Annotated in this window: 9 protein-coding genes; 7 read left to right on the top strand and 2 right to left on the bottom strand. The window is 50.1% G+C overall.

The window, feature by feature from the left end; genetic code table 11:
* The first annotated feature begins 24 nt into the window (after positions 1-24).
* The 3 genes from D9T21_RS04005 to rpoD all read left to right on the top strand — a co-directional run bounded on the left by D9T21_RS04005 (position 25) and on the right by rpoD (position 4,624).
* The gene (locus tag D9T21_RS04005) at positions 25-468 is read left to right on the top strand and encodes a GatB/YqeY domain-containing protein (protein ID WP_123323831.1); all 444 of its coding nucleotides are present in this window, start codon (positions 25-27) and stop codon (positions 466-468) included.
* Positions 469-578: 110 nt separating this feature from the next.
* Complete coding sequence (dnaG, locus tag D9T21_RS04000) at positions 579-2,369, top strand: DNA primase (protein ID WP_105932753.1); 1,791 nt, start codon at positions 579-581, stop codon at positions 2,367-2,369.
* Positions 2,370-2,785: 416 nt separating this feature from the next.
* Positions 2,786-4,624, top strand: a complete 1,839-nt coding sequence (gene rpoD, locus D9T21_RS03995) for an RNA polymerase sigma factor RpoD (RefSeq protein WP_105932754.1) — start codon at positions 2,786-2,788, stop codon at positions 4,622-4,624.
* Here rpoD and D9T21_RS03990 read toward each other — a convergent pair.
* Entirely contained in the window at positions 4,546-5,496 is a 951-nt protein-coding gene (locus D9T21_RS03990; RefSeq protein ID WP_123323830.1) for a pepsin/retropepsin-like aspartic protease family protein, read from the bottom strand. The genes rpoD and D9T21_RS03990 overlap by 79 nt on opposite strands.
* Positions 5,497-5,741: 245 nt before the next feature.
* On the opposite strand from D9T21_RS03990, the gene D9T21_RS03985 reads away from it, so the two are divergent.
* The 4 genes from D9T21_RS03985 to D9T21_RS03970 all read left to right on the top strand — a co-directional run bounded on the left by D9T21_RS03985 (position 5,742) and on the right by D9T21_RS03970 (position 11,332).
* Positions 5,742-8,156, top strand: a complete 2,415-nt coding sequence (locus D9T21_RS03985; protein WP_123323829.1) for a S9 family peptidase — start codon at positions 5,742-5,744, stop codon at positions 8,154-8,156.
* 65 nt (positions 8,157-8,221) lie between these two features.
* A complete protein-coding gene (locus tag D9T21_RS03980; protein ID WP_105932757.1) occupies positions 8,222-8,917 on the top strand; it encodes a 3-keto-disaccharide hydrolase in 696 nt (231 codons plus the stop codon).
* Positions 8,917-10,590, top strand: coding sequence for a GMC family oxidoreductase (locus D9T21_RS03975; RefSeq protein ID WP_123323828.1), 1,674 nt, complete (start codon positions 8,917-8,919; stop codon positions 10,588-10,590). The genes D9T21_RS03980 and D9T21_RS03975 overlap by 1 nt, the downstream gene beginning before the upstream one ends.
* A gap of 1 nt (position 10,591) precedes the next feature.
* Positions 10,592-11,332, top strand: a complete 741-nt coding sequence (locus D9T21_RS03970) for a gluconate 2-dehydrogenase subunit 3 family protein (RefSeq protein ID WP_123323827.1) — start codon at positions 10,592-10,594, stop codon at positions 11,330-11,332.
* 12 nt (positions 11,333-11,344) lie between these two features.
* Here D9T21_RS03970 and tsgA read toward each other — a convergent pair whose 3' ends face one another.
* The gene (tsgA, locus tag D9T21_RS03965; protein ID WP_123323826.1) at positions 11,345-12,583 is read right to left on the bottom strand and encodes an MFS transporter TsgA; all 1,239 of its coding nucleotides are present in this window, start codon (positions 12,581-12,583) and stop codon (positions 11,345-11,347) included.
* Positions 12,584-12,596: the final 13 nt, after the last annotated feature.

Here is a 12,596-nt window from a genome sequence, read left to right as displayed (position 1 = left end):
AAGCAACTATCGACTGAGTAACTTATGGCGCTAATTGACGATTTAAAAAATGCACAAAAAGATGCAATGCGGGCAAAAAACAAGGTCCGTCTTGGCACTATTCGCATGGCGTTAGCAGCTATTAAGCAAAAAGAAATCGATGAGCAGGTAACTTTAGGCGATTCTGATATCCTGGCAGTGTTAACCAAAATGGTTAAACAACGCCAGGATGCTGCCGCGCAGTACGATTCGGCAGGTCGTGAAGACCTGGCGCAAACTGAGCGCTCAGAGATTGTCGAACTCGAGTCTTTCCTGCCCCAGCCTCTTACAGAAGAGGAAATTGCCGTGCTGATCGATGAAGCTATGACTTCAACCGGTGCCAGCGGCATGCAAGATATGGGTAAGGTGATGGGTGTGTTAAAACCCCAGGTACAAGGCCGGGCCGATATGGGCGCACTGAGCGCCCAAATCAAACAGCGTTTAGGGTAAATTACCCAACCCACGCTGGCATTTATGGTAGCGGCGCAGATCGTTGCGCTTACCACATATCCTGATAAAGTATCCGCAATCCAATACTTCATGGCAGCGTAGTACAATCTATGGCAGGTAAAATCCCTCGCGAATTTATCGACGACCTGTTGGCCCGTACCGACATCGTTGAAATTGTTGATAGCCGTGTCCGGCTCAAAAAAGCGGGGAAAAACTATTCAGCCTGCTGTCCGTTCCACGACGAAAAAACGCCCTCTTTTACCGTAAGCCAGGATAAACAGTTTTATCACTGCTTTGGCTGTGGTGAGCATGGCAATGCCATTTCGTTTCTGATGGACTATGACCGGCTGGAGTTTGTTGAAGCTATTGAAGAACTGGCGAAGATGCACGGCCTGGAAGTGCCAAGGGAGCAAGGTTCAGGTCGTTTTACCAGTAACAAAGAGAAGCAGCAGAACGAGTCAGACTTCCAGTTAATGGAAAAGGTCACACGCTTTTTCCAGCATCAGCTTAAACACCATGCCCAGGGCAGTAAAGCGGTGGAGTATCTCAAGCAGCGCGGTTTGTCTGGCGAAATTGTTAAGCAATGGGAAATTGGTTACGCGCCGCCGGATTGGGATGCGGTACTCAAAACCTTTGGTACCGACAACGCGTTAAGAAAACAGTTACTCGATCTTAAACTGGTAAACCAAAACGACAACGGCAAACAGTATGATTTTTTTCGCGACCGGATCATGTTTCCGATTCGTGATAAGCGTGGCCGGGTGTGTGGCTTTGGTGGCCGGATTATGGAAGGCAATGGCCCGAAATACCTGAACTCACCGGAAACACGTATCTTTCATAAAGGATACGAGTTGTTTGGCTACTACCAAACCCGCCAGCAACGTAACTTACAGCGCATCATGGTGGTTGAGGGTTATATGGATGTGGTAGCGCTAAGTCAGTATGGCATCCAGTATGCCACCGCTGCACTCGGTACCGCGACCACTCAGGATCATATGACCATGCTGATGCGTGGTACGCAGGAAATTGTGTGTTGTTACGATGGCGACCGGGCTGGTAGAGATGCTGCATGGCGCGCGGTGGAAAATGCCCTGCCAGCCTTAAAGGATGGCGTACAATTAAAATTCCTGTTTCTGCCGGATGGCGAAGACCCTGATACCATGGTACGTCAGATTGGTCAGGAAGCCTTTGAGGAAATGGTCGCCAGGGCAACGCCGCTATCGACCTTTTTCTTTGATGCCTTACTTAAGCAGCATTCTGTTGGTACCCCGGAAGGTAAAATTGCCCTGAAATCAGCCGCCCAGCCACTGATAGACCAGGTAGCCGGCGAACAACAAAAGCTGATGCTGAGTGAAGAACTCAGCAAACACGTAGGTGAGTACGACCGTTTTAAGCTCGATAGGGATATTCGCGCCGCCAATGCCAGCCCTGGTTCAGCGGCCCCCAGACAGCAAAAAAATGACGGCGGCAATATCAATAAAACCCGCCTGTCGCCGATAAGTGTAATGATTAGATTGTTGCTGGAACATCCGTCACTGGCAGCAGAGTGTAGTGATTCCGTACAGCCTGAATTTCTCAACGGTTCAGGGATTGCCGGCCTCAATGTTTTACAGGATGTGTTCAGTTTTTGTGCCAGCCATCCGCAGGCTAAAACTGCACAAGTGGTTGAAAACTTCCGCGAGCACCCTTATTCAAAGAGTCTGGGTCGGTTACTCGTGCAGGAGCACTTCATTGATGAGGCCGACGCACAAAGGGTATTTCGGGACTGCTTTGCCCGCCTGTTAGACTGGCATTTCGATAGCCGCATTGACCAATTGTTGTCAAAATCAAGAATTCAGGCGCTTAGTAGTGACGAAAAACAGGAATTAAATATGCTCATGCGGGAACGGCAAAGCAGTTAATTCATCACAGCAATATATGCATTGGGTATAAGTATTGAAAGTTGCGGTGAAGGCTTTAAACCTAAGCAACAACGAACCCGGAGCAGACTTCGGCATTAATCGCAGGCAACGGGCCTGCGACCGACAGACCAGTTAACGGCGAATTAGCACCACATTTACAGCAGAACCGGCAAGTTTTGAAAGGCTTATCAGCAAAATTAGATGCGGTAAAAGTAGCCGCCGTAGTAGTCAAAATAACCGTGTTTCTGTTATACTGTGTAATTCGCTGCCGTCGTCGCAATGGGCAGGCAATTAAACGTAAACCAACAAAAGCAGTCTACCGTAGGTAAGTTGTAACGTTATTACCTCGGTCCGTCATAGATTTACATTTGGACGGGTCATATTGCAATGGTTAATTTTTGAAAAGTGTAGGGTATATGGCGCAAAGCAAGCAGTCTCAGATTAAACTCCTGATTGCGAAAGGTAAAGAACAAGGTTATTTGACGTTTTCTGAAGTCAACGACCATCTGCCTCAAGACATTGTCGATTCGGATCAGATAGAAGATATCATCCGCATGATCAATGACATGGGTATCCAGGTAGCAGAATCAGCACCGGATTCCGATGAACTGTTAATGCAGGAAACCACCACTGACGAAGAAGTTGCAGAAGCGGCAGCACAAGCGCTGGCTACTGTTGAAAGCGAAATTGGACGTACCACCGACCCGGTCCGCATGTACATGCGTGAAATGGGTACCGTAGAACTCCTTACCCGTGAAGGCGAAATCGAAATCGCCAAACGTATCGAAGACGGTATTAATCAGGTTCAGTGTTCTGTTGCAGAATACCCTGAAGCCATTACTTACCTGCTCGATCAATGGGACCTTTACGAAGCAGAAGAAATTCGCTTAAGCGATATCATTTCTGGCTTTGTTGATCCGAATAACGAAGAAGACCTCGCCCCCACCGCCACACACGTTGGTTCAGAACTTTCTCAGGAAGAGCTGGACGACGAAGATGATGACGATGATGACGACAACGATGATGATGACGAAGATGATACCGGTGTTGATCCGGAAGAAGCTCGTCAGAAGTTTGCAGAATTACGCGATCAGTATCAGGTTGCCCGCAAGGTCATTGAAACAAAAGGTCGTACTCACGCCGATTCGCGTAAAGAAATTAACGCGCTGAGCGACATCTTTAAAGAATTCCGCCTGGTGCCAAAACAGTTCGATCGTCTGGTTCGCAATATGCGTGAGATGATGGACCGCGTACGCATCCAGGAACGTCTGGTAATGAAGTACTGCGTCATGCACGCCAAAATGCCGAAGAAAGACTTCATCAAAGCTTTCGCCGGTAACGAAACGTCTACCGCATGGCTGGATACGATTCTGTCTGGCAACGCACCTTATGCTGGCTTGTTACAGTCGTACAAAGAAGAAATCGAGCGCAGTGTTGGCAAGATTTCTCAGGTTGAGCAAGAAACCGGTTTGGTTGTTGCCGACATTAAAGATATCAACCGTCGCATGTCGATTGGTGAAGCTAAAGCCCGTCGTGCCAAGAAAGAAATGGTTGAGGCAAACTTACGTCTGGTTATTTCAATTGCTAAGAAGTACACCAACCGTGGTCTGCAATTCCTCGACCTTATTCAGGAAGGTAACATTGGTCTGATGAAAGCGGTGGATAAGTTTGAATACCGCCGTGGTTATAAATTCTCAACCTATGCAACCTGGTGGATCCGTCAGGCGATTACCCGTTCGATTGCCGACCAGGCGCGGACCATTCGTATTCCGGTTCACATGATCGAAACCATTAACAAACTGAACCGTATCTCTCGCCAGATGCTGCAGGAAATGGGTCGTGAACCAACGCCGGAAGAACTGTCTGAGCGCATGCTGATGCCGGAAGACAAAATTCGTAAGGTACTGAAGATTGCGAAGGAGCCAATCTCGATGGAAACCCCCATCGGTGATGATGAAGATTCGCATCTGGGTGACTTTATCGAGGACAGCACCATTATTCAGCCCCTCGATTCAGCTACCGGCGGCAGCCTGAAAGACGCCACTCAGGAAGTTCTGGCTGGCCTGACTGCCCGTGAAGCAAAGGTACTGCGTATGCGTTTCGGTATCGACATGAATACCGACCACACGCTGGAAGAAGTGGGTAAACAGTTTGATGTAACCCGTGAGCGTATCCGTCAGATCGAAGCTAAGGCGTTGCGTAAACTGCGCCACCCCAGCCGTTCTGAACAGCTGCGCAGCTTCCTCGACGAGTAAATCGTCTTGCACATAACCATCAAAAGCCAGTCCTCGTGACTGGCTTTTTTGTTTATTTCAACAAAGTGCATCTGGTGATTAAACGGGTTAATAATCACCTTATAAAGATGCAGTAAGTCACTACCCAGAATACCGACTACCTCTAAATCGGCCAGCACTGCCAGGTCCTGCTCGTAACCGGTTAGGGTTATCGCCTCGCCGCCAAGGGTAAAACTCACTTCGTTGTGTTTGCCAAACTTAACCAATTGGGGATCAAACACCGATACGCTTGCACCAGTATCCAGCATCACGCGCTGCATTTTGCCTTCCAGCATCACCTCGATAATAAGCGGGCCATACTGATCTTCATAGGCCAGCGTCGTGGTTGGCAGCAAACCGTGCGGTGGCTGTTCGTACAGGCAGATGAATTTGTTTCGGTAATCGAACTCCACGATATAATCCTGCAGAAAGCCCCACCCGATAACCGCCTCAAAATCCGTAGAAATTTGCTCTGCCACACCTTCGATATCGCCGCGGGAACTGCTGAAACTAACGTCTGAAAACATGCGTTCGCCAAGCTTAAGCGTGCTTAACGTGCCCTGATATACGTCCCATTGATTGCCGTTAATATCACCGGCCTTAAAACCGGCCTTTTCGAGTGGAATCGCCAGGGCCTCAGCGGTAGAAAAAGCAATTTGCAGATTTTGCTGATCGCCAATATCAATCATCGCTAACATTGGCTCACCGTTAGCCTCGATGTCGGTAAAAATCAGTCCATAAGGGCTGATTTCAAATTTAAACGTTATGGGTTCATCGGCTGCATAAGCCGCATTAACTGCGGCTAAGGTAGCCAGCAAAAGATACAAAAGCTTGTGGATAAGACGACGTTTCATGGGTATTCATCCTTGAATAATTCTCAACGTAAAGCACCTTAAAATATAATCATCACTGTATAAAATTTCAACGCATGGGTGCTTGCATGGCTGCGTCTTGAGAGAAGTTAACCGTATGTAAATGTTATTCAGCCCTGATTTATTCACCTGCATGAATAAATCAGGCTAAGATGCACAGTGGTTAAAGTCACTTTACCACTAAAAAAACGACAGATACGAAATACTAATAACGAAAAGGGAATCACATGCAATTTCACAGGTTAAGCCTGAGAGCTGCTGCACTCTGTTTTGCAGTCATCCTCTCTCCCACCGTTCCGGCTGCCACCGAATATCAAAAACCGGCAGAAGAAATTCTCCAGCTCGTCGATGTAAAACGCGCCCCCTATTTTCTGATGAATGATAGTCAGGATACCGCGTTGATGCTGTACCGCGATACTTATAAAACTATTGCCGAGTTATCCGAGGAGGAGCTGCGACTGGGCGGATTACGCATTGATCCCAAAGCGAATATCGGCAGTCGAGATACTTTTTATAACGATTTAAAAATTCAGCGAATCAACAGTCAACAAACGGTAGACATCGCCGGATTACCCGATAGCCCGCGTTTATCCAATTTTGCCTGGTCGCCGGATCAGCAAAAAATGGCCATGACCCACAAGACCCCGAACGGCATTGAGTTATGGGTTGTAGATTTAAAAACCGCTAAGGCCAAGCGCCTTACTAAAGCAACCCTTAACGCCAACATGCGTGATGTAATCAACTGGTTTGCTGACGGCTCTGCACTGCTGGTAAAAGTGGTACCCGAAGACCGCCAGCCGCTGATTAACACCGAATCCGCCACCCCGACCGGCCCAACGGTATCGGTGAGTGACGGCAAAAAAGCTCAGAATCGTACCTATCAGGATCTGCTGAAAAACAAAAATGACGAATTTAACTTTGAACAGTTAACCCGCTCTACGCTGGTAAAAGTCGACCTTAACGGCAATGCATCCAACTGGCTGGCGCCTGCGATGTACGGCAATATTGATGTCTCACCCGATGGCCAGTATGTACTGGTTACCCGTTACAAAAAGCCATTCAGCTATCTGGTGCAATATAACCGTTTTCCATCGGTCACCAGTGTCTATACCCAACAGGGCAAATTTGTTAATGACATTGTCTCGGTACCGCTAATTGAGGATCTACCCAAGGGCTTTATGGCCACTCGCGAAGGCCGCCGCTCTGTCCAGTGGCGTGACGATAGGCCTGCAACCCTGGTCTTTGCCGAAGCGCAGGATAAAGGCGATCCGGCTGTTGAAGTTGACTATCGCGATGCGGTGTACGCGCTGGAACCGCCATTCGACGGCACTCCGTCGCTGCTACTTAAAACCCATAACCGTTTTTCACGCATTATGTGGGGTGACGACAATCATGCTATTGCCCAGGATTACTGGTGGAATACCCGTAATACTAAAGCCTATGCGTTTAACCCGAGCGACAGCAATACAGAGCCTACGGTTATTTTCGACCGCAATTATCAGGATGCCTACAGCGATCCGGGCTCTTTTGTAACTGAGCGCAATGAATTTGGTCAGAGCGTACTGGCAATGGATGGCGCGAAGGTCTTCTTACTAGGCGATGGCTATTCAGATAAAGGACAATTTCCTTTCCTCGACAGTCTTAATCTTAAAACGCTCGAAAAAGAGCGCCTCTACCAATCTGCCTATACCGATAAACTGGAAGAGTTATACGATTACAAAGTTGATGAGCAAAAACTCACCGTGAGTATCGAGTCGAAAAGTGAATACCCGAACCGCTACTTCCGTCATCTAACCGACCAATCGATTACGCAGTTAACAGACTTTGAAAATCCGTTTAAAGCCATTCAGAGCGTTAAAAAGGAAGTCATCACCTATAAGCGTGACGACGGGCTGGAGCTTTCCGGCACGCTTTATTTGCCGGTTGGCTACGAGGAAGGTAAGCAATATCCGATGATCCTGTGGGCATACCCCCGGGAGTATAAAGATCAAAACAGCGCCTCACAGAATACAAGTAATCCCAATGAGTTTACCTATCCGTTCTGGGGCTCACCGATTTACTGGGTAAACAAAGGCTATGTGGTACTCGATGGCGCGGCCTTCCCCATTGTTGGCGAAGGCGATGAAGAGCCCAATGACAGCTTCCGCAGCCAGTTAGTAGCTAACGCCAGGGCCGCCATTGATGCCGTTGACGCGCGCGGGCTTATCGACCGACAGCGCGTAGCAGTGGGTGGTCACAGCTATGGTGCCTTTATGGTGGCTAACCTGCTGTCTCATTCTGATTTATTTGCTGCCGGTATCGCTCGCAGTGGTGCCTATAACCGCACCCTCACGCCCTTTGGATTCCAGTCTGAAGAGCGCTCTTACTGGGAAGCTCCAGAGGTGTATTACACTATGTCGCCCTTTATGCATGCCGACAAAATGAAAACCCCGTTATTACTTATACATGGCGAGGCTGATAACAACAGTGGAACCTACCCCATGCAAAGTGAGCGCTACTTTAATGCCCTTAAAGGCCTTGGTGCCACAGCACGACTGGTAATGTTACCCAAAGAGTCCCACGGCTACCGCGCCAAGGAAAGTATCCTGCACATGCTGTGGGAACAGGACCAGTGGCTGGAACAACACGTAAAGGCTAAGTAACCCCTGCAGCGCGCAGGTCCGGCGGGCCTGTGTGCTCAGCAGCCTATTTCAACAGGAAAACAACAATGAAAAAACTGATTACACTTTTAACAGGATTATTTGTAAGCGCTTCCACCGCGGTACTCGCCAGTGATAACACACTCTCAGCTATAGAACAGCAGCAGGGTTGGGAAAGTTTGTTCGACGGTAAGTCACTTAAAGGCTGGCGTAATTATCAAAAGGACGAAGCAGGCAGTAACTGGCAAGTCACTAACGGCACCATCACCCTTACAAAAGGTGGCAGTGGCGACCTGATTACGGAAAAGCAGTATGACGAGTTTGAACTGAGCCTGGACTGGAAGATTTCCGAGGCCGGAAACAGCGGTGTTTTCTTTCTGGCTGATGAGAGTGAGCAGTATATTTTCTTCCATGCCCCTGAAATCCAGATCATCGACAATGAAAAACATCCCGACAGCAAGCTCGACTCTCATCGCTCTGGCTCACTGTACGATATGGTGGTTGCACCGCCTGCGGCCTATAAGGACGCGGGAGAATGGAATAACCTGCGCATTAAACTGCACAATGATGTGCTGGAAGTCTGGCAGAATGGCGTAATGACCGTTCACATCGTGATGCATTCGTCTACCTGGGACAAACTTGTAGCAGCCAGTAAATTTGCCAAATGGGAAGGCTTTGGCGACCAGACCAAAGGCCATATCGGGCTCCAGGATCACGGCGACAAAGTGTGGTTTAAAAAAATAAAAATCCGGGAGTTACGCTAATGACAGAATTTGCCCATCAGGTGGTTATTGTCGGCTCAGGTGCTGGCGGCGCGATGGCCGCCTACGAGCTGACCAAAGCAGGCATCAATGTACTGATGCTCGAAGCTGGCCGTGACTATAACCCCAAAACCGAAACGCCGATGTTTAAGCGCAATGCCGATGCGCCATTAATGGGCGCGGCCACATCAGACAAGAACTTTGGCTACTACGACGCCACCGTTGATGGCGGCTGGTCGGTCATTGATGAGCCCTACACCACCGATGATGACTCCGATTTCTTATGGTGGCGAGCGCGAATGCTTGGCGGCCGCACTAACCACTGGGGCCGTTATTCCCTGCGTTTCAGCGAACATGACTTCAAAGGTAAAACCCGCGACGGTCTGGGCGCAGACTGGCCCTTTGAGTATGCCGATCTTGCGCCGTGGTACGATAAAACCGAAAGCCTGGTAGGGGTTTGTGGTACCAACACCGGGCTTGATGATATGCCCGACTCCCCGCCCGGCGTGCTGCAGCCACCGCCCACCCCGCGGATCCCCGAATTGCTGGTGGCCGCTGCCGCGAAAAAGCACGGCATTACCGCGGTTCCCATGCATCGCGCGGTACTGACCCGGCCTAAAGACGACCGGGCAGCCTGCTTTTATGCCACGCCCTGTGGTCACGGCTGCTCCATCGGGGCGGCATTTCAAACCACGACGTCGTTAATTCCAATGGCCCACAAAACGGGACATTTTAAGCTCATCACCAATGCCATGGTCAAACAGGTAAATACCAATGACGAGGGTAAGGTCACGGGACTGACTTACATAGATAAAGCCAGTAGCGAAGAGGTAACGCTGGACTCGCCAGTGGTTATCCTGGCAGCCAGCGCCTGTGAATCGGCCAGAATTATGCTGAATTCAGCGTCGCCTGGTCATCCCAATGGCCTGGCGAATTCAAGCGGCCAGCTGGGCCGTAACCTGATGGACTCTACCGGTGCCGGGCTGGGTGCGACCATACCGGCATTGAAAAACCGCCCGCGCTACAACGAAGATGGCCATACTGCCAACCACCTGTTCATTCCCTGGTGGGGTCACAATGAGCAACATAAACTGAATTTTCCCCGTGGTTATCACTTTGAACTGGGTACCGGTTTCAGAGAACCGGGCGCCTGGGTATCCGGCGATTTCTCAGGGTATGGCGAGTCATTAAAAGATGAAGCCAAGGCCAATTATGGCGCCAGTGTGTACTTTGCCCTGCGCGGCGAAATGCTGCCTAATGAACACTGCTACATGGATATTGACCCTGACGTTACCGACAAATGGGGCATTCCGGTTGCCCGTTTCCACTGGCAGTGGTCAGAACACGAACTTAATCAGGTAGCCCACGGCCTGCAAACCGCTAAAACTCTGCTTGAAACCATGGGCGCAACCGTGGGTGAACTGCCTCAGCCAGAACAAGCCATTGCCAAAGGCGGCCAGATCATCCATGAAGTGGGTACTGCCAGAATGGGCGACTCACCAACAGATTCTGTGACCAATCAATGGGGGCAAACCTGGGACTGCCCGAACCTGTTTGTGATGGACGGCGGCGTATTTGCTTCCAACCCACATAAAAACTGCACGCTCACTATTATGACGCTGGCCATGCGTAACGCTAACTGGCTGGCAGGCCAGATCCAACAGGGAGCTTTGTAATATGACAAATTCTAACCCTAACAATTCTTCTCACGGCTTAACCCGTCGTCAGTCGTTAAAACTGTTTGGCATGATGCTGGCCAGTGCTGCCGTACCCGCCCTTAGCGGATGCGCCACCAGCGAAAGCAAAGTCAGTGCTGCTGCCTCAGACTGGCCAACGCTAAACATAGAACCCATTAGCGTGGCCGGTTACGGGCAGGATCCCAATCTCATTATGCCCCCACCCTCGCCGTGGCCAAAAACCCTGACTCAGGAGCAGATTGGCCTGGTCTCCCGGTTAACGGATATTCTGGTGCCAGCGAGCAACGGTCAGCCCGGCGCGCTACAAATAGGCGCTGTGGATGTGATTGATGAGTGGGTCAGTGCGCCCTATGCTCAGCAACAGCGGGATCGGGACAGTATTTTGCGTTTGCTGATCTGGCTTGATGAAGAGTCGGTCCGCCGGTTTGACCAGCCGTTTCTGGCGGTTAACGAAAGCGAACAATTTGCCCTGCTCGATGACATTGCCTACGACAGAAACAATATCGAACAGCGCCTGCAACAACCCGCGGCGGTATTTAACCGCTTACGTTCACTGGTGCTGGCGGCATATTTCTGCTCTGAAGCAGGCAGCCGCGAGATTGGGTATCAGGGGAACGTAGCGATAAGTGGAGACTACCCGGGCCCAACAGAGGAAGCCAAAGCCCATCTTGATGAAGTTCTTGATGAGCTTGGTTTAAGCGAATACGCCTACCAGCCATAAAAATGTCTCTGGCTAAACACTCTCTGGCTGAGTAGGGTCCGGGAGTGTTTGTCGCTTTGCCAGGCGCTCCAGAAACATGGCCGCAATAAACAGCACGAACATCGCCACAAAACCAGCCAACGCCAGCATCAGTGCGCCTTTTTCGTCGCTGCTTTCCACCACTAAACCGGAAACCACCGGCGCCAGTGTGCTACCTATACTGCCGCTAAATAACATCAGCGTAACCAGCATTGGGGGCGAATCTGCTATCTGCTGGGTGCCCACAGAAATCGCAATCTTATAAATGCAGGTGGTCAGTAACCCAAAGGCCAGGCCCAGCGTCAGAAACGTCTCCACCGACTCAATGAGCAGGAAGGCCGTTGTGCAGGTAATAGCAATGCCAGACACCACCAGCAACATGGTGCGGGTGGGGATAAAGTTCACCAATACCACCGAGGTGAGTAAACCAAAAATAGAAAAGCCCCAGTAATTGCCTACCACCTGCCCGGCCATTTCTGGCTTGGCGTCAAAATAGGCCATCAGGTAGTTCGGCGCCCAGGTTAAAAAGGTTGTCTGGGCAATAAGATACAGGCACACGCCAATAGCAAAACACACTACCCGCGGTGTAAGAATACGCTTAAACTGCATCAGCGCCGTCTCGCGCTCATGGGCAGGCTCATCGCTCCTGTCGGTTGATGTAGCATGATGCGTGTCGGGGAACGCAGAGGTGGCAGCCAGGATCAAAATAATAATCGCAAGGGAAGCTACTGCCAGATAACTCAGCGTCCAGTCCAGCTCCCTGACCAACAGCCAGCCTGCCAGCGTAGGAAAAATAAAACCGGCTGCACTAAACGCACAGTCTGTGGCGATAAAAGCCGAGGCTCTGCGCTGTGCCCGATAGATGCGGGAGATAATAACGGCTCCACCGGATAATCCACAGCCACAGCACACGCCTAAGCCAAGAAATACGACCGCTAATGTGGAATATCCGGCCCCGGTTAAAAACGGTAACGCCAGACCCAGCAGCAACAATACCGAATATGTGGTTATCAGCAAGCGGCGCACACTAAACCGGGTATATAGATACATAGACAAAAGCGTACCGATAAGCGCGCCGCCGGTAAGCCAGGAGAAAATACTCACGGTCCTGGCGGCGCTCATGTCAAGCTGGGCAGCTATGGCATTAAGGATCACGCCAGCCTGAGTTAACAAACCAGACATGATCATATAGCTTAAAAACGCAATGAGGGTTAACCGAATCTGGCTGCTCAACTAAGTGTTATCC

It is taken from the genome of Marisediminitalea oceani (assembly GCF_003731635.1).
Lineage (GTDB): Bacteria > Pseudomonadota > Gammaproteobacteria > Enterobacterales > Alteromonadaceae > Alteromonas > Alteromonas oceani.
Note: the sequence above shows the minus strand (reverse complement) of the source record. Positions and strands in the feature narration are given on the sequence as shown.